Here is an 18,836-nt window from a genome sequence, read left to right as displayed (position 1 = left end):
CAGGGCTTGATCAAGTTCCGTTGAGGTCGTGCTTGTAGGTGATGCCCAGGATGGGGAGGGCTCGTTCGGGTTGGTCGCGGATGGCGCGGGTGGTCTTCGCGATGTTGGTCGCTCCGAGGGCTTTGAGGGCTCCGATCGCGAGGTTGCGGAGGGTGGCCATGACGCGGGGTGCGTTGCCGGCGTGGACGGTGGAGGCGTCCTCGGCGAAGGTACGGTCGCGGATGTGGTGCTGGGCTTCCACGGTCCAGTGTCCGCGCAGGTGGGAGGCGAGTTCGGCCGGTTTCGCCTGGTGGACGTCGAGGCTGGTGACCGCATAGACGGTCTCGCGGGTCTCCTTCCTGCCGGTCTCTTTGCGGCGGCGGTGGACGCGGAGGGCGAGCTTCGCGTGGGGGAAGGCGATGCCGCCCAGGTTGTCGGCGATGGCCAGAGTCTTGATCGAGCGGGACTCGCGACGGCCGTGTCCCTTGTTCGAGGCGGTGTGCTGGATGGCCACCGCATGCCAGTCCAGACCGTCCAGTTGGGCCCAGGCGGTGGGCTGATTGGGCTTGATCACGGCCACGTAGTGCGCCTTCTTGGTCTCGGCCAGCCAGGCGACGTTGGCCTTCACGGAGTGCAGCGCGTCGAAAGTGACCACGTCCCCGTCCAGGTCGAGCGGTGCAAGCAGAGGCTGGAAGTGCCGTGTCTCGTTGGTCTTGGCCCCGACCTCAGCCTGGGCGAGGGTGACCGGGCAGCCGTGGGTGACGGCGGACAGCAGATGCCGGCGGGTCTGGTTTAGGCGGGCGGAGCCCCGCAGCGCCTTGCCGTCCACGGCGATCACCCGTCGCCTGCCCGGGGCTGCGGCCCTGTGGCGGTGAGCCAACCAGGCGCCCACGGCCGCATCGAGTGCGTCGGTGTCGAGACGCTCGAGGACCCTCCCGATCGCCGACCTGGACGGCGCATGCCGCCAGCACAGCAGGTGACGGCGCACGCCGAGCGCGGCGAGCAGCCCTGCGTCGGCGCGGGCGCCCCACTCGGCGAGTTCGTCGATGGTCCGGGCTCCCGAGACCACGGCGGCCGCGCAGACCAGCAGGATCGAGGTCAGCGAGTACCAGCGGCCCCGCCGGGAGCGCGGATCGGGCACCGCCTCCAGGAAGAATCGCAGGTCAGGCATGTCGTCCGGATTGAGCGGCCCCAACTTGGCCAACACGGCAGGGATCGGGGAAGATGAGACAGCGGACACGGGAACCCTTTTGATCACTTGGCTTAGACACCTGAATGATCACGGATCCCGTGTCCGCTCTGTCGTCCACCCCAACCCGCGGCATCCTCACGCCAGTTGGGCGATCCCGGGAACTTGCGCAAGCCCTGCGAGCGGCGCGGTCCCGCGGGGGGCTGGGGGCCGCGCCGCTCCTTCGCAGGAAGGAGGGGGATTCCTTCTGCGGGATTTACCGGCGAGTGCCGGGGAAAGCGCAAAGCAGGCCGGAGCGTATAGCTCTATCTGCCTGTCTCATCTGCGGAAGAGTTCGATCTTGTTTCGCATCTGCGAGACGGTTGAGCTGGCGGGCGCGTTACTCATATCAAGGCCATCAGCCCCTTCCGTAATTCGGGCGAGACCGTGAGCAGATCTCTACAGCCGGAAAACGCCTTGTGGCGTTGGCCGTGCCTGAATCCTTGCAGGGGTTCGCGGACAACTCGAATCACGAAAAAAGCCGGAACTTAATTCCAGGAATTAAGTTCCGGCTTTCGCTCGGGGGGAGGCTTTGCGGGCTTCTTATGCGCCCCCGTGGCGCAGGTGCTCGATCGCCACGCCGAGCCACGGCGCGGCCGGGCCGGAAAGGAGCAGGGGTGCGCACGTGCTGTACGAGAGGACGACGGCGGACGGCTCAGCAGCGACCCCGGTCAGAAGGGCGTGGTCGAACGGCATCCACTCACGAGCCCTCAGCGGCAGTAGCCGTACCCCGGTTGAGGTGAGCACCACGTGGGCGGCGGTGTGATCGCGCCACTGCGGAAGAGCGGCATCCTCCGCTTCTTGGCGCCGACGGGCGTCGAGTCGCCCGTTGCTCACCCACCGCCGGCCGAAGGTCGGGTGATCCTCGAAATACCCGCTGGCCGAGGTCGGGTGGTCGACCTCTGTCCCGTAGAAGCGGGCGGCGGAGCACGCCACGTCCGCGAAGGCGACTTCACCGGCCGCAAGTGCAACGCCGTCCGCTTGGACCGGCACAAGATCGCCGCCGCCCTGGAGGTGAACCGTGAGGGCGGACGCTGCCTGTAGGGCATCGGCGCGGACGGCGTCCTCCGCCCGGTCGCGTCGGCGAGACCACATCGTCGTTCCTTCCTGATCAAGCTGACCGGCCGGGGCATGCACGGCGCGAGCCACGCAGGCCCCGGGCCCGTCATGAGATGAGATCACCAGAGGGCGGTGGAGGCAGCGGCGGGTGTCCTCGTTGCCTCGTCGTCCTCTTCCTTCAGCCGGGCCAGCAGCACACCAAGACGGTCGTTGCTGATCGCCTGGTGCTTGCGGACGGCGTCCCCTACAACCTCACGACTGGTCCGTCCGGCCCGCTCGGTAGCGGTCCGCGCGATCGGCAGCAGCTCTGCCAACCAGTCGTCGTCCGCCTCCCGGTCCTGGGGGCATTCAGAGTCGTCCGGGACGGACGGCTTTTCGCCGTCCGTAGGGGTCCGGACCGCCGTGGGGCCGGAGGATTTCGTGCTCTCCGGCACTGCTGTGGTCGGCGCGTGGTCCGCAGGTCCGCCGCCCGGTCCGTCCGCGCTCTTACCCTCCGTCTCCTCTCCGTCCGCTCCCGCGGACGGGTGAGCCGCAGCGTCCTCCGTACGTGGTTCCACGTCGGGCAGGGGCTCGGCTTTCCGCAGGTCAACGGTTACTGCAGCGGCATCCTGCGGCGCGGACGGACCGCTCGTCAACCGCCGCGGAGGCATCGGTGCCGGTGCTTCCAGCGGACGAGGACCCTGCTGGAGCGTGACGCGTTCGAGCGTCGGAGACTCCTCGCGGACCGGTCCGGGACCCGTGTCAGCCCGGTCCGGGACCGCTCGCTCAGCCGTCCGCGCCATCAGGATGTAGAGGTGGACCGATCCGGCCAGTGCGAGGGGCGCGAGCATCGACAGCACACCGACGACGCTGTCCGTAAGGTGCAGCGCGGACCGTCCGGCCTGCGGAGAATCGTTCAACGTGATGGCGTGCAGAGCGTTCGCGCCCAGGCTCGCCCCAGTCGCCGCGAGGAACAAGAACCAGGCGTAGAACCGTGCGGCGAACCGCTGGTGCCGAAGGAGCACGATCGCCCGCACGCCGTAGGCAATGAACCCGTCGATGAACACCGGGAAGAGGTAGGACAAGGTCTCCCTGGCGTGGATCGCGAGGGCGATCTGACGCAGTGCGTCGTACGAGAAGGCGAAGCCGGCCGCGCCGAGCAGAATGATCGCACTGCGGTCCCAGGCCGTCATTCCGCGCAGGCTGTAGCTCTCCTGCTGTTCGGTTCCCGCCGCCGTGTCTATGTGCGCGTGTGACATCAGAGGTTGCCCCCGTCGCGCGGGCTGATGTCCTGCCAGGCAGGGGTCTGCGAGAGGAGCTGTCCGAGCTGTTCCAAGGACGTGACCTCGTGCACATGCTGACTCGGGCAGCTCACGCACGACAGCCGCAGCGAGATTCGTTCCGTGCCGCCCTGATCGGTGTAGTAAAGCTCCAGGTGCTGGCCTCCGGTCGTGTCGAGCGACGCGAAGGCTTGCAGGTGTTCCTCGAAGCTGAGAAGCCCCAGTACCTCCCAGTCGAGCGTGACTGCGGCGTCCCCCAGGAGGGTGCGTGCGTACTTGGACGCTGCGGTGATCGACCTCGGACCCCAGGTGAGGAACGCGGCCTCCCGAGCGGTCTTGCGCCGCTTCTCTGCGGTGGTGAGGTGCTTGGCCGCAGCGAACATGATCGGGTGACTCATCAGGGGCCTTCCAGAAGATCGGTAGTGCAGGGTGCGGTGCTGCCGCCGGGCTCATTGGCGAGGCGGAGGAGGACGTCCGCGTGGCACGGAGCGCCAAGGGGGCATGTGCACATCAGGTCGAGCCCGCGCAGGACTTGGGCGAAGCGAGCGGCGTAGTGACGTCCGACCGGGCCCCGGAGCGTGGCGGCGAAGAGGTCCACCGACTCCGCAGCGTCCATCGGAGGGCCTAGCGGGGACCGCACCCCGGCTGTGAAGGGGTTCGCGTACCGGCTGCGAGGACCGACGTAGGCACAGGCTGTGGACAGCGCTGCGGCGTCGCGGGACGCTCCGCGGAGGCGGACGGGCATTACGCCGCCCTCCCACCACGGCGCCGATCGGCGCCGATCATCGGCACGAGGGTCGTGACCATCTCGGCCAGACGGCTCGCCACGCGGGCACCGACGAAGTCGCTCAGGTCCGGGCCGTTCTCATCACGGGCCGGAAGGTTGGACGTGATGATCGTCGGCAAGCAGTGGTTGTACCTGAAGTTGATCAGCCGGTACGTGACCTCTTCGGTCCATTCCGAGGTCTTCGCCGTGCCGAGGTCATCGAGGAGCAGGTACTGAACCCGGCTGAGCCGTTGCAGCTCGTGTTCTGCTGCCCCCATGACCTGTGACGGGCGCAGGTTGCCGTACATGTCCGCACGTGTGCGTTCGGTACGTCGGGCCGCGGACGTCTCTCAGGCTGACGTGGCCTCCGCCCTCGGCGCTGCGGACTCGACCGTGGCGGGGTGGGAGTCGGGAGCGACGACACCTGATCAAGAGAAGCTGCCTGCTCTCGCCCGGGTGCTGAACCAGGATTTGGACGACTTGTTCCCGCGCAAGGGCTTGCCCGATCTGACCGACCTGCGGTGCGACGCCGGCCTCTACCGGTACGAGACGCGGACGGTCATCGGAACCAAGAGCGATGGGCCGGTGGCTGGAGCTGAGCAGGGCGTCCGACGGCTCAAGGATCGGTACGTCCCTCTCCTGGCGGCTGCATATGGGGTGACCGAGGACGAGCTTAAGCGCGCCCAGGACCGGTCTTTCGGAGAGGCTGACGAGGACGCCGCCGAGGCCGAGAAGGTGCCGGAGACGCTGGCAGAGAAGATCACTCTCCTGCTGGAGCGCTCCTACCCGGGCAGAACCGCTCCGGGGGATCAGGAGATTGCGGACTCGGTGAACGCCTACGCGGGCTCCCAGGTCACATCGGCCGAGGACATCGAGGCCCTGCGGACGGGTGGAGACGACGCACCGGTGCCCGTGGTCCTCGAAGGTCTGGCCAACTTCTTCGACGTCTCCAAGCTGTACTTCGAGCCGAACGAGTCCGTGGCCCGGCAGGTCTACGAAGGACTCCGCCTCATGTCGGCGGCCAAGCAGGGCAAGGTGGGCACAATCCGAGCCCGCGGGATGGGCGACGAGGGCTTGCCGGCCGATGTCCTCTCGATCCTGAACGACGTTGCCAACGTGCTGGACAAGAAGACCGGTCCAAGCCCCAACAACTAGTGCCGCACCAGGCGACGTACGCCCTGGCCTCTGGTGATCGTCAGGGCGTACGGGTGAGCGGGGTCAACTGCACGCCGAGCTGATGTTCTGGCTCACCGTGCGGGACACCGTCCGCGCCGAGGAACAGGTAGAAGTACTGCGTCGTCAACGGCCTCGACGGCGAAGTCTCGCCCGCAGCGGAGCCGCTCAGGGCCCCAGCAGAGTAGAAGTGCGGCAGCCACTTGGGGCCCACGATCGCTTCCACCCAGGCCCGCGCCTCCCCCGGGTCAACTGCCTGGCGAGTGCCGAGCTGCTTGTGCCGCGCGGCGACCGACAGTGTCAGCACAGCCCCTTCCCGACCAGGACGGTCCAGGAGTACGGCTTGGTCGATGATGTCCCCGACGATGGTGAGGACAGCATGCCGGTCGGTCACCGAGCGCACCGGTCCGAAGCGGTGCGGCACCGTCTTTCCCTCCGCCCGCAAGTGCTCCAGCACGCCCTTGGGCAGTACAGAGGCCAGGCCGCTATCAGCCGGCTCGGTAGAGAACAGGTTCCGGCGAAATCGCCGCAGCTCATCCTCCTGCTTACGCAATACAGTACGAATATCCACAGGCATGCCGTCTACGTTACAAGCCGCCCTAATGCGCATCGAATCACCAATTGTTCCTGAAGCGGCACTGGTGCCCTGTTCCACGGACCCGAGAGGATCAGGAAACAGGGCACCAGAGTGAGGTTCTTACTGTCCCGTGCTGTTCGGTTCGTGGCGCACGCCGGAGGCGAACACGGTTTGGACTCCGCTCAGTGCGGAGAGATCCGCGAGCGGGTCACCGTCCACCAGGAGGAGATCCGCTAGGAAGCCGGGAGCGACCTTCCCCGTGATCTCGCCCAGGCCCAGGGCAGTAGCTGCTTGCGACGTCGCCATGTCGATGATCGAGGCGTTCGACAACCCCAGGTGCGAGTAGAACGACAGGGCCTGAGCAAGCCCGTCGAAGCCCGCACGCTGCACGCCTGCATCTGTCCCCGCGATCAGGCGGACTCCGGCGTCGGCCATCTGTCGCACCAGGTCGAACATCGCGTTGGCGCGCTCCTCGCCGAAGAAGCGCGGGAGCATCTGCCAGTGCGGGCTTACGGCCGGGCAAACGGTGATGTCCTTCGCGATGATCTGCTGAACCACGTCGGGCCGGAAGTCCAGGCCATCGCTCGACATCCAAGTGCAGTGCTCGATGGTGTCGACGCCGGCCTCTACGGCTGAGGCGATGCCGTCGGCACCGTGCGCATGGGCCGCGACAGGCACGCCCGCTTTGTGGGCTTCCTCCACCAGGGCGGCCAGTTCCTCCGCCGTGAACTGTGACTGATGGCTCCTGGGGCCGTCCTTCGTGAGACCGCCGCCGGTGACCATCGCCTTGATGACGCCTGCCCCGGCCGCGAGGTTGCGCCGTACGAGCTCGCGGATCTCGGTTTCGCCGGAGACTTCGCCGCCGAGGAAGTGGCAGTGTCCGCCCACGGTGGTGGCCGGGGTGCCCGCGGAGACGATCCTCGGTCCTGGTGTACGCCGATCGCTGATTTCCGCCGCCAGACGAAGCGCCAGTCCGCCGCGGTCGCCGAGATCGCGGACGGTGGTAACGCCACTGCGCAGGAGCTGTTCGCTGCGCCGCCGCATGTCCTCGAACAGGGCTTCATCCGTCGAGCCCTGGAGGGTGGTCACCGGGTCCGGCCCGCCATCGAAGGCCAAATGAACGTGAGCGTCGATGAGTCCCGGCAGCACGGTTCCGCCGAACTCGAATCGAGGCACGTCGGCCCCGGCCCGCTCCTCGATCTCCTTGCGCGGCCCGACGGCAGAGATCGAGTCGCCCTCAATGAGAACGGCCCCGTCTTCCAAGTAGGTCCCCGAGTCGACGAGCACTCGTCCACCGGTAATCAGCATCGTGACTCCTTGATCTTGCGAGGTCATGCGGCTGCGCGCAGTTCGTCGGATACCGCAATCAGTTGTTTCACATCCGACTCGCGGTCGCTCCCCAGCGCCATCGCGAGCGGGACCGCGCGGCGGGGCGCAGGGGCCCCCTTCTCGATCCGAGCGGAGGCCCGGAGGAGCCGGGCGGCGAGCTCGGCGGAGTCGATGTTGAGGATTGTGCTGTCGTCACCCTCGTCCAGCAGGTACGGGCTGATGTCCACCAGGCCGTCGCGGCACTCCACGATGCGGCGGTGATAGCGCCGGTGCACGCCACGGGCCCGCCATCGGTCCAGCGCGGCAGAGGATGCCGGCCTCAGCACGTTGTCCGGATACGCCTCCGCCAACAACTCCCACAGAGGCGAGAGGCGACGGTGATGACGACGGTGTTGAAGCCAGAGCCGTAGGGAGGAGATTCGCGCTCGGGCTCCGGAGTAGGTGACACCTGCGGCGAACAGCAGGATTGATGCGACCAAGAGGAAGGCCACGGCCGCCATGAGGGGATGTGGCACGTCTACGTCTGCTGAGCGAACGGCGACAATGACGGCTCGAATCGCGCATGCTACGGCCATCGCTCCCAGGCCGACGGCGGTCATCCAGAGCCCGGTGGAGTGCGGACGCCGGGACATGCGGGCGTATCGGCGAGTCCACCGAAATGCCATGCCGAGGGCATACATGAGGTAGAGGCCAGCGCCGCCGTAGAAGAAGGCGATCTGGAAAATCGTCATGTCGGCTGTGCTGAAGCTGCCGGCGAAGACCTCGTGCGGCACCGATACCGCAGCCACGGTGATCGCGACTGCGACGACCACGACGAGCACGGCTTCCGTGCGCGCCCGCCGACGCCCCGCTTCTTCGTCAGCGGCGGAGTGGAGGTAGAAGCACATGAGGAAGTAGACCGTCAGGAGCAACAGCACGTTCTGGATCAGCTTCGCCGTCCCGTGGCCGGCGACGGTGTCGACTCCGGACGCGCCGCCGGGCATCGCTACGGGATACGAGAGCGCAGCGCAGAGCAGGCAGAGGGTGACCGAGCGAAGAGGTGCGTCATGCGGGCTTCGCTTCCACTGGTAGAGCTTCCAGACCAGTGCGGCCAGGAGCCCCAGGAGCAGGAGTTCCACGAGTTACAGCCATCCCCGCCGGTCGCCAAGAGCGGCCTCGACCCGGCGCAGGGCGGGATCATCAGCCGGAGGAGTGGAGTTTGCGAGCAGGGCCGACCACTCCAGGATGATGGTCGCCACGAGTTCGACGGAGCACTCCTCGCCGTCGTCGTACGAGCAACGCTGGGCGACACGCTTGACCGCCTCGGTCCCGAAGACCGGCAGCAGGGTGGCCCAGCCCTCCACGTCGACGGCCGCCGCGTCTTCGTCAGGGGCAGAATCCGGTGTATCCGTCTCCACCTCGCGGGCGGAGACCTCGGCTGCCTTCTCGTTCTCTGCCACGAGGATGTGTCCGACCTCGTGCAGGATGATCCCATCCTGGTGCAGCTCGGTCGTCTCCTGCTGGTACAGGATCACGTCGTAGGTGTCGTACTCCGCCCACATGCCCGAGGGTCCGGGCTTGGGCATGTGGGGCTGCACGCAGAAACAGCGGGCGCCCGCGCCGTCGGCTCAGCTTCTCGCAAAGGTCGTGAACGTCGAGCGGGGGAGTTACCCCGAGGTCTTGCAGCTCCCGCCGAATCAGACGGTGCAGATCCTTTTCCACTGTCCGGGCTGTGGCTGTACGCCAGCGCCCAAGGCGACGGCGGTTGACTCCGTCCTGAGCGGGAACCTTGGGCTCCGACGTGTCTCGACCACTCTTATCCGACAACACTGAGTAATACCTCCAACCGGCTCTGATGGCTCCCCCGAGCCGGGCGCCACCGCGCCCATGTCGATGACGACCGGCTCCCGGCGCCGGAACCGACCGCAGTCGGTGCTCCTGCGCCCCACCAAACCCCCTCGCAGGGGAAGGGATGCCAGGGCATCCAGGGCTTCCCACCGTGCTCGGACGTCACGTACGCGAATACGCGCTGACATCCCGAGCGGGGTTGCCCCGTGGAGCTCCCGGGAACCTCTTTGGACAGTACGTGACGCTTCAGACAAGACATGGCCTGAAGAACATGATCGATTCGTGTAGATGGCAGGTAACTTCGATCGGTCAAAGTGACGTATAACAACCTTGTTTAATCCCGTACGATCCTCTGAACTGCGTCTTTAGGGTCTGGCGTGAACGAATCAACTTTTGCGAGTCGATAGGTAACTCCGTTATCAAGCTGAGACTTCAGGTCGGGCGAAGAGGCGCGCAAACAACAGCGAAATGGACAAAATGGCTGACGGGGAGGGGCGTGGCGGCGGTCACCCTGGGGCAGTTCGGGCAACTGAGGCGTTTACGCTTTCAGCCATGTCGAACGCGATATCCACCCAGCCGGATAGTTACCTGGAGTTCTGGAATGAGTACCACCTGTGCACATTGACCACGCTGCGGCCCAATGGGCGACCGCATCTCGTGCCCGTCGGTGTGACACTTGATGTCGACGCTGGAGTGGCCCGAGTTATCACCCGCAAATCGAGTCGTAAAGTGGCCAACATTCTCGCGGGTGGTGGCGAAGCCCACGTGGCCCTGTGTCAGGTAGACGGAGGCCGGTGGGCCACCCTCGAAGGGGTGGCGGAGGTGTGTACCGACGACGATGTGGTCGAAGACGCGGTTGCCCGTTACGGAAAGCGATATGGCCGTACGCCGGCCCCGGACCCTGAGCGGGTCGTCATCTTGGTCTCGATCGAACGGGCATTGGGCCAGACCTTGGGCGCTCGACCGCAGGCAGCCCAGGCCGCTGCGTAGCGTCAAGTGACCTGCGGATGCCAGGGCGTGAGTGTCCGCGAAATCTACGGTCCCGCGGTTGCGGGGATCGGACCTGCCCAATGGCACTCTCCATGGCACCGTCCGCCTGGCCGCACTGCTGACCGTGCAGGGCAGCAGGGCAGAAAGCAAGCGTCGTCTCTGCCGATGGTCCCGAAGTAGGGCCTCGCGTCACGGTGGCTGTCGTAAACAGCGGGGCGTCACCCCGTTATCGGTGAAGGGCGTTCGTGCGCGGTGCAGCACGCAGTGCGGTCACCGAGGCAAGTGCGGAAACGACTGCCAGTGCGCCGAACAATTGCGGGTAGCCGCCCAGTGGAATGGCCAGAGCGGCTCCTGCGAAGGGGGCGAGCGCGGAGGCGGTGGTGGTCGGAGCCGCGAGGAGTCCCGACAGACGGCCGTAGTGGGTGGTGCCCCAGCGGTCGGTGATCGCGGTGGCCTGGAGCAGGGTGAGGTTGCCGCGGACCATCCCTGCGACGATCGAGAGAGTGATCAGCAGGGCGTACGGGCCGGGGGCGATCGCGAGGGCCGCAGTGGTGAGGCCGCCGAGAGCAATCAGAGTGGTCGTGCGGGCGGTGACGCCGGTGCGGCGGGCGAGAGCCGCGTACAGGGTGCGTCCGAGGGTCTGTCCGGCGCCACCCAGTCCGAGTGCCCACGCTGCCTCGCTGGTGGAGTAGCCGCGTTCCAGGAGAAGAGGGACCAGAGCGACGACCACGGCCGAGACGGTGAATGAGGAGAGGGTGAGCGCAACCGCGAGCATGCGGAAGGGGCGGCTGCGGGAAGCCGCCTTCGCGGACTGGCCGGCGTGGGCTTTTGCGGGCGGTAGTGCTGGGGGCCAGTGAGCTCGGAGTGCCAGCGCATGGGCGGGGATCGTGACGGCGGCGAGGATGACGGCGAGTACCGCATAAGTCATTCGCCAGGAGAGGTGGTCGGCCAGGGCCGCGGTGAGGGGCGCGAAGAGGGTGGAGGCCAGTCCGCCGGCGAGGGTCACGATGGTCAGTGCGCGTACGTGGTCGGGGGCCCACCAGCGGGTGACGGCTGCGAAGGCGGGCTGGTAGAAGGTGGCCGCCATTGCGAAGCCCGCCAGCATCCAGCCGGTGAAGAAGACCGGCAGATTCGGGGCTGCGGCGACGACGAGGATGCTCAGCACGCCGAGTACGGATCCGGCCGTCATGACGGTCCGGGGGCCGCGGTGATCGATGATCCGGCCCACTCGTATTCCGGCGAACGCGGAGATGAGCAGGGCGAAGGAGAACGCGGCCGTGGTTGCCCCGGCCGACCAGCCGGTGGCTGACGTGATCTGCGGGTTGAGAACAGGGAAGGCGTAGAAGACGATGCCCCAGCTGGTGATCTGTGTGGCGCACAGGGCCGGGAGTACGGCACGGGGCCGCGACCGGTCCCCAGTTCCGGTCGCGGCCCCGCGGGCGTCGATCTCGGTCACGCGCAGCAGCCACCGGACGACGCGGGCTCGTCGGTCGCTGCAGTGGAAGCGGGTGCAGCAGCACCGATCTGGACCAGGGCGGGCGCCGGAGCGCAGCAACCGCCGCCGTCAGCCTCTCCCGCAGAAGGATCGTCGAAGAGCCCGGCGCCGCCGCAGACCCCGGTCTCGGGGAGGGTGAGCTCGACGCGGTCGGCGGATTCCACGTCACCGGCCAAGGCGGCGGTGATGGAGCGGACCTGCTCGTAGCCGGTCATGGCGAGGAAGGTGGGGGCGCGGCCGTAGGCCTTCATGCCGACGAGATAGATGCCCTGTTCGGGGTGGGAGAGTTCGCGGTGGCCATGGGGGTAGACGGTGCCGCAGGAGTGCTGGTTGGGGTCAATCAGCGGAGCCAGCTCGACCGGGGCCTGAAGGCGCTCGTCCAGACCGAGGCGGAGTTCCGACACGAACGACAGGTCGGGGCGCAGACCGGTCAGGACGATGACTTCGTCCACCGGGTCGAGCCGTCGCCCGTCCTCGGCCACCAGGGTCAGGCGCTCGTCGCCACCGCGCTCGATGACTTCGGTACGGAAGCCGGTGACGGCATCGGCATACCCGTTGTCGACGGCAGCCTTTGCCGCCAGACCCAGGGCGCCGCGGGCGGGGAGCTGGTCGGCGCTGCCGCCGCCGAAGGTGGAGCCGCTGATGCCGCGGCGCAGGATCCAGACGGAGTGGGTGCCGGGCTCGTCCTTCGCGACGTCGGCGAGCGTGGCGAGCGCGGTGAAGGCGGAGGCGCCGGAACCGATGACTGCTGTGCGCTTTCCGGCGTACCGGGCGCGGACGGCAGGGTCCTTGAGGTCGGGGATGCGGTAGGAGATCCGGGCCGAGGCTGCGTGCTCACCGAGGGCGGGAAGTCCGTCGGCGCCGATGGGGCTGGGGGTGGACCAGGTGCCGGAGGCGTCGATCACGGCCCTGGCGAGAATCCGCTCCTCCGTGCCGTCTGCGTTCTTGATGCGCACGGTGAAGGGCTGCTGCTCGCGGTCGGCGTCGACGATGCGGTCGCGACCGAGGCGGGAGACGCCGGTGACGGTGGCGCCGTAGCGGACCTTGTCACCGAGAACGTCGGCGAGCGGCTGGAGGTACTTCTCCGCCCAGTCCGCGCCGGAGGGGTAGGTGGCACCGTCGGGTGCCGTCCATCCGGTGGGGGACAGGAGCTTCTCGGCGGCCGGGTCCACGACCTCGGACCACGTCGAGAACAGCCGCACATGCCCCCACTCGCGCACCGCGCTGCCAGCCGCGGGGCCGGCTTCCAGGACCAGGGTTTCCATGCCGTGCCCGGCGAGGTGGGCGGCAGCAGCCAGGCCAGTGGGGCCGGCTCCGATCACCACGGTGGGCAGGGCGGTGGTGGGCGCGTTCACGGTGACTCCCCAGATTGTTTCGACGTCCGTCGATGGCTTGCACCGCCAGCATGCCACCTGTATTGATAGACGTCAACATAGACATTCGTCGAACCTGGAATGGTGTGAGCGCGTGATGGAGCAATTCGATGTTGTGGTGATCGGTGGAGGGCAGTCCGGCCTTGCTGCTGCTGAAGCGCTGGTGCGGGAGGGGCTTCGGCCGGTCGTTCTGGAAGCCTCGGACCGCGCGGCCGGTTCATGGTCGCGGTATTACGACAGCCTCGCGCTGTTCTCCCCGGCGCGATTCAGTGCCCTGCCGGGCCTGGCGTTCGGCGGAGATGGAGACCGCTATCCGCACCGGGATGAGGTCGTCGACTACCTGAGCCGCTACGCGGACCGCCTGGAAGTCGAAGTCCGTACGCGCTCTTGCGTCGTCAGCGTCGAGCGGGACGGAGACGGGTTCACCGTGGCTACCGCCGACGGTCAGAGCGTGGGGGCGGCCGGGATCGTCGCGGCCACGGGCGCTTTCGGCAACCCGTTGCGGCCGGCCCTGCCTGGTCAGGAAGGCTTCACTGGTGAGGTGGTGCACGCTGCCGATTACCGCAGCCCCGCGCCGTATGTGGGCAAGAAGGTCGTTGTCGTGGGGGGCGGTAATACGGCTGTCCAGGTCGGCTACGAACTCGCAAAGGTGGCTGAGGTGGCGCTCGCCAGTCGCAACCCCGTGCAGTTCCTCTCGCAGATACGGGAGGGCCGGGACGTGCACCACTGGCTGACGTCCACCGGATTCGACCAGCTGCCGCCGGCCTGGCTGATCCACTACGTCGGCGGCACCCTCGTCCTGGACAGCGGTCGCTACCGGAAGGCTCTGGAGAGCGGCCGTCTGGCCAGGCGTGCGATGTTCACTGCCCTCGAAGGCGATGCGGTCGTATGGGCCGATGGCAGCCGGGAGAAGACCGACATCGTCCTGCTGGCCACGGGATACCGGCCCAGCCTGGACTACCTGAAGCCGCTTGGCGCCCTGGACGCCAACGGCATGCCGCTGCACAGCGGCGGGTTGTCCCTGACCGATCCAGGCCTGGTTTACCTGGGTCTCGAATTTCAGCGGTTCTTCGCCTCCAACACCCTGCGCGGTGTGGGTATCGACGCCGACTACGTCGTTCCTCCCCTGGTCGCTCATATCCGCAAGGCACCGGCCGTTGTCGGCCTCTGAGGCGCTGGCCGCGAAACCGGGAGCGAGTTACGGGCGAGGCGCCTCTGACTCGCTCCCGTCCCTGACCGTCTTGCAGTGGGTACGGCCTGCCATCCCCTCGCCCGCTGATTCGATGTGTGTCAACATAGGCGTATGTCGAATACCAGGTCATTGCCTGTGCTGGAGCCGGTAGTCGTGCCGTGCTGCCCGCCGCTGACCGAACGGCCGCTGAGCGCGGAGGAGGCCGAGCGGACGGCAAAGATGTTCAAAGCGCTCGGTGACCCGGTCCGCCTACGCCTCTTCTCCGCGGTCGCCTCGCACGAGGGCGGCGAGGCGTGCGTGTGCGATATCTCCGATGTCGGCGTTTCCCAGCCGACGGTCTCCCATCATCTGAAGAAGCTGCGGGAGGCGGGCCTGCTCACCTCCGAGCGGCGCGGGACGTGGGTCTACTACCGCGTGGAGCCCTCTGTCCTTGCGGCCATGGGGCAACTGCTGACTGCCGCCGCCCGACCGCCCTGTCGACCCGCTAACGAGGACGCATCAGGCCAGCAGATCGGCGATCTCGCGGACAGCGTCCCGCGCGGGGCGCCCGACCCCGATCAACGTGGCCGAGGCGGGCCCCGTCCAATCGCCGTAGCCGAGGAGATGCACGCGAGATTCGTTCACAGACCGGGTGCCGTCGGTGGCGATGTGGCCACCATCGCCGCGCAGGCCGAGCGGAGCGAGGTGCGACAGGGCGGGCCGGAAGCCTGTGCACCAGATGACCGCTGCGGCTTCCGCTCTCGTTCCGTCCGCCCACTCCGCACCGTCCTCGGTGAGGCGGGCGAACATGGGCTGGGCCTTGAGGAGGCCGGCATCACGTGCGGCGCGGACCGGTGCGACGGCGACGATGTCGCCCAGCGAGGCGACGCCCCCAGTGTCCGTGTCCCCGGTGTCCAAGGCGCGGCGGCGGGCGGTGGCGGCGTCGAAGAGAGCGCGGCCGTCGATGTCGTTGGCGAGGAAGCGCGCAGGCCGTTGAGTGACCCAGGTCAGGTCCGTGTGCGGCGCGAGGTCGGCGGCGATCTGCGCGCCGGAGTTGCCGCCACCGACCACGATGACCCGTTGCCCCGTGAACTCGCCAGGGTTGCGGTACTGCACGGTGTGCAGCTGACGGCCGCCAAACGCTTCGCGACCGGGGACTCCGGGGAGAAACGGCCGCCGCCAGGTCCCGGTCGCTGAGACGACGGCGCGGGCGGACCAGACATCCGTGTCCGTCTCGACCCGCAACCACTCACCGGCACGGTGCACAGCCTGCACTCGGACCGGCCGCTGGATGGGCAGGCTGTAGCGCTGTTCGTACGCGGACAGGTACTGGACGACGTGATCCGAGTCCGGGTACTCCGCTCCGTCCTGGGCGGGCATCAGCCAGCCCGGGAGGGAGGAGTACGCGGCCGGGGAGAACAGGCGGAGGGAGTCCCATGTGTGCTGCCACGCGCCGCCCGGTGTGGGCTGGGCGTCGAGGATGACGAAGTCGAGGTTCTGACGGCGCAGGTAGTAACCGGCGGCGAGCCCTGCTTGGCCGCCGCCGATCACCACTACATCCACCGCTCGCGTCACCAGGCCACCACCGTACGGAAGCCGGGCGCCTCGGTTCCCGCCACATCCCTGCGCAGCGTCGCTTCCACCGTCAGCCGGATGATGACACGGGCCGGGGCGTAGGCGGGGTGAGGGCGGGAGCCGAGGCTGTGCATCAGCGCTGCGTAGTGCTGGTGGCGATTGCGGAGGGGGCAAACTTCTTACGCCAGGCCAGGGCCACGTAGACGAGGGCGATCAGGACCGGGACCTCGATCAGCGGGCCGACGACACCGGAGAGCGCCTGGCCCGACGTGACGCCGAAGGTGGCGATGGCGACCGCGATGGCCAGCTCGAAGTTGTTTCCGGCCGCTGTGAAGGCGAGGGTGGCGGTGCGGTCGTAGGCCAGGCCGATGGCCTTGCCGAGCAGGAAGCTGCCGAAGAACATGATCGCGAAGTAGACCAGCAGCGGGAGCGCGATGCGGACGACGTCGAGCGGCTGCGAGGTGATCGTCTTTCCCTGGAGGGCGAAGAGGATGACGATCGTGAAGAGCAGGCCGTACAGGGCCCAGGGGCCGATCTTCGGCAGGAACTTCGCCTCGTAGGATTCGCGGCCCATCTTCTTCTCGCCCAGGCGGCGGGTGAGGAAGCCGGCGAGCAGGGGTACGCCGAGGAAGATGACGACGTTCAGGGCGATCTTCCACATGGAGATGTCGAGCGTCTCGCCTTCGCCCAGGCCGAGCCAGCCGGGCAGCAGGTCGAGGTAGAGCCACCCGAGCAGACTGAACGCGATGACCTGGAAGACCGAGTTCAGCGCCACCAGGACGGCGGCGGCCTCGCGGTCGCCGCAGGCCAGGTCGTTCCAGATGATGACCATCGCGATGCAGCGGGCCAGGCCGACGATGATGAGTCCGGTGCGGTACTCGGGAAGGTCCGGCAGGAAGATCCAGGCGAGGGCGAACATGACGGCCGGGCCGATGATCCAGTTGATGACCAGCGAGGAGGCCATCAGCTTGCGGTCGCCGGTGACCGCGTCGAGCTTGTCGTAGCGGACCTTGGCCAGGACCGGGTACATCATGATCAGCAGGCCCACGGCGATCGGCAGTGAGATGCCGCCGATCTCCACCTTTGCCAGTGCGTCGTTCAGGCCGGGGATCAGGCGGCCGAGGCCGAGGCCGAGGGCCATGGCCAGGAGAATCCAGACGGCAAGGAAGCGATCCAGGGTCGACAGCTTCTGAACGACCGAGGAGTCCTCGGTCATCGTCTCGGGTGTTTGCGTGGGGGTCACGGACAGGCCCTCTTGTTCTCGGCGGCGTTGCGGGCGGATTCGGCCAGGTCGGCGAACTGGCCGGCGAGCTGGGCGATGACGTCGGGGCGGAGCTTGTAGTACGTGAAGCGGCCACACGGCTCGGTCTCCACCACACCCGCCTCCCGCAGCACCTTCAGATGGTTCGAGAGGTTGGTCTGCCGGGCGCCGGTCTCCTCTACCAGGTGGCTGGCGCACAGCGTCTCGCGGGCGAGCAGGGTCACGATCTGGAAGCGGAGCGGATCGCCCAGCACCCTGATCAGTTCAGTGTCGACTGACGTCATCATGTGCTGATACTCTCACATCAGTGGCCGCTGATGCCACCGGGTGCTGATGTCACTTGTGCCTGAATTGATCGTGAGACGAGAGAGACCTCCTGATGTCCGAGAAGCCCTCTGTGCTGTTCGTCTGTGTCCACAACGCCGGCCGTTCCCAGATGGCCGCCGCGTGGCTGACCCACCTGGCCGGTGACCGTGTCGAGGTCCGCTCCGCAGGATCCAACCCGGGCGACGCGGTGAACCCGGCCGCCGTCGAGGCGATGGCCGAGGTCGGCATCGACATCTCCGCCGAGACCCCGAAGATCCTCACCGTCGACGCGGTGAAGGAGTCCGACGTCTGCATCACGATGGGCTGCGGCGACACCTGCCCCGTCTTCCCCGGTAAGCGCTACCTGGACTGGAAGCTGGAAGACCCGGCAGGTCAGGGCGTGGCGGCGGTGCGGCCGATCCGTGACGAGATCAAGGTCATGGTCGAGGGCCTGATCGCCGAGATCGCCCCGGAGAAGACGGCATGAGCACCGACATACACAACGTCATCATCATCGGCTCCGGCCCATCCGGCTACACCGCCGCCCTGTACGCCGCGCGCGCCCAGCTGAAGCCCGTCGTCTTCGGCAGCTCGATCTTCGTCGGGGGTGCGCTCACGACCACCACCGAGGTGGAGAACTTCCCCGGCTTTCCGCAGGGAATCGACGGGCCGGTCCTCATGGAAAACATGCGGGCCCAGGCTGAGCGCTTCGGAGCCAAGATGATCGACGACGACATCGTCTCCGTCGACCTGGCCGGTGACGTCAAGGAGCTCACCGACAGCGAGGGCACCGTCCACCGCGCGAAGGTCGTGATCGTGTCGACCGGCTCCGGCTACCGCAAGCTCGGCCTGCCGAACGAGGAAGCGCTCTCGGGCCGTGGCGTCTCCTGGTGCGCGACCTGTGACGGCTTCTTCTTCCGTGACCGGGACATCGTCGTGGTCGGTGGCGGCGACACGGCGATGGAAGAGGCCACCTTCCTCACCCGCTTCGCTAAGTCGGTGACCGTCGTCCATCGACGCTCATCCCTGCGGGCCTCCCAGGTCATGCAGAACCGCGCGTTCGCCGACGACAAGATCTCCTTCGCCTTCGACAGTGAGATCGCCGAGATCAAGGAAGAGAACGGCATGCTCGCCGGGGTCGTGCTCCGCGACACTTTCACCGGCACGACCCGGGACCTGGACGCGACGGGCCTGTTCATCGCTATCGGCCACGATCCGCGCACCGAACTCTTCCAGGGTCAGCTGGAGCTGGACGACGAGGGCTACCTCAAGGTCGAGTCCCCCTCCACCCGTACGAACATCCCCGGCGTCTTCGGTGCGGGCGATGTCGTCGACCACACCTACCGCCAGGCCATCACCGCTGCCGGTTCCGGCTGCGCGGCAGCCCTGGACGCCGAGCGCTATCTCGCTGCCCTCGCCGACACCGAGAAGACCGCCGAGCCGCCCTTGGCTGCGGTCTCGGTCTGAC

At 67.5% G+C, this 18,836-nt stretch carries 21 protein-coding genes and 1 pseudogene; 6 read left to right on the top strand and 16 right to left on the bottom strand.

Annotation, left to right across the window (positions count from 1 at the left end; genetic code table 11):
• Positions 1 to 10: 10 nt before the first annotated feature.
• The 6 genes from B9S57_RS21740 to B9S57_RS21715 all read right to left on the bottom strand — a co-directional run bounded on the left by B9S57_RS21740 (position 11) and on the right by B9S57_RS21715 (position 4,599).
• Positions 11 to 1,150: an ISAs1 family transposase gene (locus tag B9S57_RS21740; RefSeq protein WP_103515314.1), complete on the bottom strand. Its 1,140-nt coding sequence runs from the start codon at positions 1,148 to 1,150 to the stop codon at positions 11 to 13.
• A gap of 600 nt (positions 1,151 to 1,750) precedes the next feature.
• Positions 1,751 to 2,302, bottom strand: coding sequence for a hypothetical protein (locus tag B9S57_RS21735; RefSeq protein ID WP_181011431.1), 552 nt, complete (start codon positions 2,300 to 2,302; stop codon positions 1,751 to 1,753).
• An 83-nt stretch (positions 2,303 to 2,385) separates the two neighbouring features.
• Complete coding sequence (locus tag B9S57_RS21730; RefSeq protein WP_258036503.1) at positions 2,386 to 3,504, bottom strand: DUF2637 domain-containing protein; 1,119 nt, start codon at positions 3,502 to 3,504, stop codon at positions 2,386 to 2,388.
• Complete coding sequence (locus B9S57_RS21725; protein WP_103517236.1) at positions 3,504 to 3,923, bottom strand: DUF6195 family protein; 420 nt, start codon at positions 3,921 to 3,923, stop codon at positions 3,504 to 3,506. Before B9S57_RS21725 ends, B9S57_RS21730 begins: the two co-directional genes overlap by 1 nt.
• Positions 3,923 to 4,270 (bottom strand): DUF4326 domain-containing protein, encoded by a 348-nt coding sequence (locus B9S57_RS21720; protein ID WP_103517235.1) that lies wholly within the window; start codon positions 4,268 to 4,270, stop codon positions 3,923 to 3,925. Before B9S57_RS21720 ends, B9S57_RS21725 begins: the two co-directional genes overlap by 1 nt.
• Positions 4,270 to 4,599, bottom strand: a complete 330-nt coding sequence (locus B9S57_RS21715; protein ID WP_308457412.1) for an ATP-binding protein — start codon at positions 4,597 to 4,599, stop codon at positions 4,270 to 4,272. The genes B9S57_RS21720 and B9S57_RS21715 overlap by 1 nt, the downstream gene beginning before the upstream one ends.
• Here B9S57_RS21715 and B9S57_RS21710 point away from each other — a divergent pair.
• Positions 4,598 to 5,446 (top strand): helix-turn-helix transcriptional regulator, encoded by an 849-nt coding sequence (locus B9S57_RS21710; RefSeq protein WP_103517234.1) that lies wholly within the window; start codon positions 4,598 to 4,600, stop codon positions 5,444 to 5,446. The two genes, B9S57_RS21715 and B9S57_RS21710, sit on opposite strands and share 2 nt — an antisense overlap.
• Positions 5,447 to 5,486: 40 nt before the next feature.
• Here the strand turns inward: B9S57_RS21710 and B9S57_RS21705 are convergent, their stop codons facing one another.
• The 4 genes from B9S57_RS21705 to B9S57_RS21690 form a co-directional block, all read right to left on the bottom strand.
• Entirely contained in the window at positions 5,487 to 6,041 is a 555-nt protein-coding gene (locus B9S57_RS21705) for a hypothetical protein (protein WP_103517233.1), read from the bottom strand.
• Between the two features lie 120 nt (positions 6,042 to 6,161).
• Positions 6,162 to 7,349: an amidohydrolase family protein gene (locus B9S57_RS21700; protein WP_103517232.1), complete on the bottom strand. Its 1,188-nt coding sequence runs from the start codon at positions 7,347 to 7,349 to the stop codon at positions 6,162 to 6,164.
• A 23-nt stretch (positions 7,350 to 7,372) separates the two neighbouring features.
• Complete coding sequence (locus B9S57_RS21695; RefSeq protein ID WP_103517231.1) at positions 7,373 to 8,488, bottom strand: MAB_1171c family putative transporter; 1,116 nt, start codon at positions 8,486 to 8,488, stop codon at positions 7,373 to 7,375.
• Positions 8,489 to 8,491: 3 nt separating this feature from the next.
• Positions 8,492 to 8,935 carry a hypothetical protein gene (locus B9S57_RS21690; protein ID WP_258036502.1) on the bottom strand — a complete coding sequence of 148 codons (444 nt, stop codon included), beginning with the start codon at positions 8,933 to 8,935 and terminating at the stop codon, positions 8,492 to 8,494.
• An 814-nt stretch (positions 8,936 to 9,749) separates the two neighbouring features.
• On the opposite strand from B9S57_RS21690, the gene B9S57_RS21685 reads away from it, so the two are divergent.
• Entirely contained in the window at positions 9,750 to 10,187 is a 438-nt protein-coding gene (locus B9S57_RS21685) for a pyridoxamine 5'-phosphate oxidase family protein (RefSeq protein WP_103517230.1), read from the top strand.
• A 226-nt stretch (positions 10,188 to 10,413) separates the two neighbouring features.
• Here B9S57_RS21685 and B9S57_RS21680 read toward each other — a convergent pair whose 3' ends face one another.
• Together B9S57_RS21680 and B9S57_RS21675 are read right to left on the bottom strand one after the other, a co-directional pair.
• Positions 10,414 to 11,643: an MFS transporter gene (locus tag B9S57_RS21680; protein ID WP_103517229.1), complete on the bottom strand. Its 1,230-nt coding sequence runs from the start codon at positions 11,641 to 11,643 to the stop codon at positions 10,414 to 10,416.
• A complete protein-coding gene (locus tag B9S57_RS21675; protein ID WP_103517228.1) occupies positions 11,640 to 13,037 on the bottom strand; it encodes an NAD(P)-binding domain-containing protein in 1,398 nt (465 codons plus the stop codon). Before B9S57_RS21675 ends, B9S57_RS21680 begins: the two co-directional genes overlap by 4 nt.
• Positions 13,038 to 13,152: 115 nt before the next feature.
• On the opposite strand from B9S57_RS21675, the gene B9S57_RS21670 reads away from it, so the two are divergent.
• Together B9S57_RS21670 and B9S57_RS21665 are read left to right on the top strand one after the other, a co-directional pair.
• The gene (locus B9S57_RS21670) at positions 13,153 to 14,226 is read left to right on the top strand and encodes an NAD(P)/FAD-dependent oxidoreductase (RefSeq protein WP_103517240.1); all 1,074 of its coding nucleotides are present in this window, start codon (positions 13,153 to 13,155) and stop codon (positions 14,224 to 14,226) included.
• Positions 14,227 to 14,358: 132 nt separating this feature from the next.
• Positions 14,359 to 14,712, top strand: a pseudogene (locus B9S57_RS21665) (ArsR/SmtB family transcription factor); the annotation flags it as partial.
• A 33-nt stretch (positions 14,713 to 14,745) separates the two neighbouring features.
• Here B9S57_RS21665 and B9S57_RS21660 read toward each other — a convergent pair.
• From B9S57_RS21660 to B9S57_RS21650, 4 genes are read right to left on the bottom strand one after another with little or no spacing between them, the layout of a single operon-like run.
• A complete protein-coding gene (locus tag B9S57_RS21660; RefSeq protein ID WP_103517227.1) occupies positions 14,746 to 15,801 on the bottom strand; it encodes an ArsO family NAD(P)H-dependent flavin-containing monooxygenase in 1,056 nt (351 codons plus the stop codon).
• Positions 15,798 to 15,935, bottom strand: a complete 138-nt coding sequence (locus B9S57_RS34565) for a hypothetical protein (RefSeq protein WP_181011430.1) — start codon at positions 15,933 to 15,935, stop codon at positions 15,798 to 15,800. Before B9S57_RS34565 ends, B9S57_RS21660 begins: the two co-directional genes overlap by 4 nt.
• Positions 15,935 to 17,044: an ACR3 family arsenite efflux transporter gene (arsB, locus tag B9S57_RS21655; protein WP_103517226.1), complete on the bottom strand. Its 1,110-nt coding sequence runs from the start codon at positions 17,042 to 17,044 to the stop codon at positions 15,935 to 15,937. The genes B9S57_RS34565 and arsB overlap by 1 nt, the downstream gene beginning before the upstream one ends.
• Positions 17,041 to 17,349 carry a helix-turn-helix transcriptional regulator gene (locus B9S57_RS21650; RefSeq protein ID WP_103517225.1) on the bottom strand — a complete coding sequence of 103 codons (309 nt, stop codon included), beginning with the start codon at positions 17,347 to 17,349 and terminating at the stop codon, positions 17,041 to 17,043. Before B9S57_RS21650 ends, arsB begins: the two co-directional genes overlap by 4 nt.
• 92 nt (positions 17,350 to 17,441) lie before the next feature.
• On the opposite strand from B9S57_RS21650, the gene B9S57_RS21645 reads away from it, so the two are divergent.
• Together B9S57_RS21645 and trxB are read left to right on the top strand one after the other, a co-directional pair.
• Positions 17,442 to 17,855: an arsenate reductase ArsC gene (locus B9S57_RS21645; protein ID WP_103517224.1), complete on the top strand. Its 414-nt coding sequence runs from the start codon at positions 17,442 to 17,444 to the stop codon at positions 17,853 to 17,855.
• A complete protein-coding gene (trxB, locus tag B9S57_RS21640) occupies positions 17,852 to 18,835 on the top strand; it encodes a thioredoxin-disulfide reductase (protein ID WP_103517223.1) in 984 nt (327 codons plus the stop codon). The genes B9S57_RS21645 and trxB overlap by 4 nt, the downstream gene beginning before the upstream one ends.
• Position 18,836 lies beyond the last annotated feature (1 nt).

Source organism: Streptomyces sp. SM10 (assembly GCF_002910915.1).
Classification (GTDB): domain Bacteria; phylum Actinomycetota; class Actinomycetes; order Streptomycetales; family Streptomycetaceae; genus Streptomyces.
Note: the sequence above shows the minus strand (reverse complement) of the source record. Positions and strands in the feature narration are given on the sequence as shown.

Bases quoted from the DNA above. Each gene is read 5' to 3' on its own strand.
- B9S57_RS21740 (WP_103515314.1), bottom strand. From the start codon at position 1,150: ATGCCTGACCTGCGATTCTTCCTGGAGGCGGTGCCCGATCCGCGCTCC.
- B9S57_RS21735 (WP_181011431.1), bottom strand. From the start codon at position 2,302: ATGTGGTCTCGCCGACGCGACCGGGCGGAGGACGCCGTCCGCGCCGAT.
- B9S57_RS21730 (WP_258036503.1), bottom strand. From the start codon at position 3,504: ATGTCACACGCGCACATAGACACGGCGGCGGGAACCGAACAGCAGGAG.
- B9S57_RS21725 (WP_103517236.1), bottom strand. From the start codon at position 3,923: ATGAGTCACCCGATCATGTTCGCTGCGGCCAAGCACCTCACCACCGCA.
- B9S57_RS21720 (WP_103517235.1), bottom strand. From the start codon at position 4,270: ATGCCCGTCCGCCTCCGCGGAGCGTCCCGCGACGCCGCAGCGCTGTCC.
- B9S57_RS21710 (WP_103517234.1), top strand. From the start codon at position 4,598: ATGTCCGCACGTGTGCGTTCGGTACGTCGGGCCGCGGACGTCTCTCAG.
- B9S57_RS21715 (WP_308457412.1), bottom strand. From the start codon at position 4,599: ATGTACGGCAACCTGCGCCCGTCACAGGTCATGGGGGCAGCAGAACAC.
- B9S57_RS21705 (WP_103517233.1), bottom strand. From the start codon at position 6,041: ATGCCTGTGGATATTCGTACTGTATTGCGTAAGCAGGAGGATGAGCTG.
- B9S57_RS21700 (WP_103517232.1), bottom strand. From the start codon at position 7,349: ATGCTGATTACCGGTGGACGAGTGCTCGTCGACTCGGGGACCTACTTG.
- B9S57_RS21690 (WP_258036502.1), bottom strand. From the start codon at position 8,935: ATGCCCAAGCCCGGACCCTCGGGCATGTGGGCGGAGTACGACACCTAC.
- B9S57_RS21685 (WP_103517230.1), top strand. From the start codon at position 9,750: ATGTCGAACGCGATATCCACCCAGCCGGATAGTTACCTGGAGTTCTGG.
- B9S57_RS21670 (WP_103517240.1), top strand. From the start codon at position 13,153: ATGGAGCAATTCGATGTTGTGGTGATCGGTGGAGGGCAGTCCGGCCTT.
- B9S57_RS34565 (WP_181011430.1), bottom strand. From the start codon at position 15,935: ATGCACAGCCTCGGCTCCCGCCCTCACCCCGCCTACGCCCCGGCCCGT.
- B9S57_RS21650 (WP_103517225.1), bottom strand. From the start codon at position 17,349: ATGATGACGTCAGTCGACACTGAACTGATCAGGGTGCTGGGCGATCCG.
- B9S57_RS21645 (WP_103517224.1), top strand. From the start codon at position 17,442: ATGTCCGAGAAGCCCTCTGTGCTGTTCGTCTGTGTCCACAACGCCGGC.
- trxB (WP_103517223.1), top strand. From the start codon at position 17,852: ATGAGCACCGACATACACAACGTCATCATCATCGGCTCCGGCCCATCC.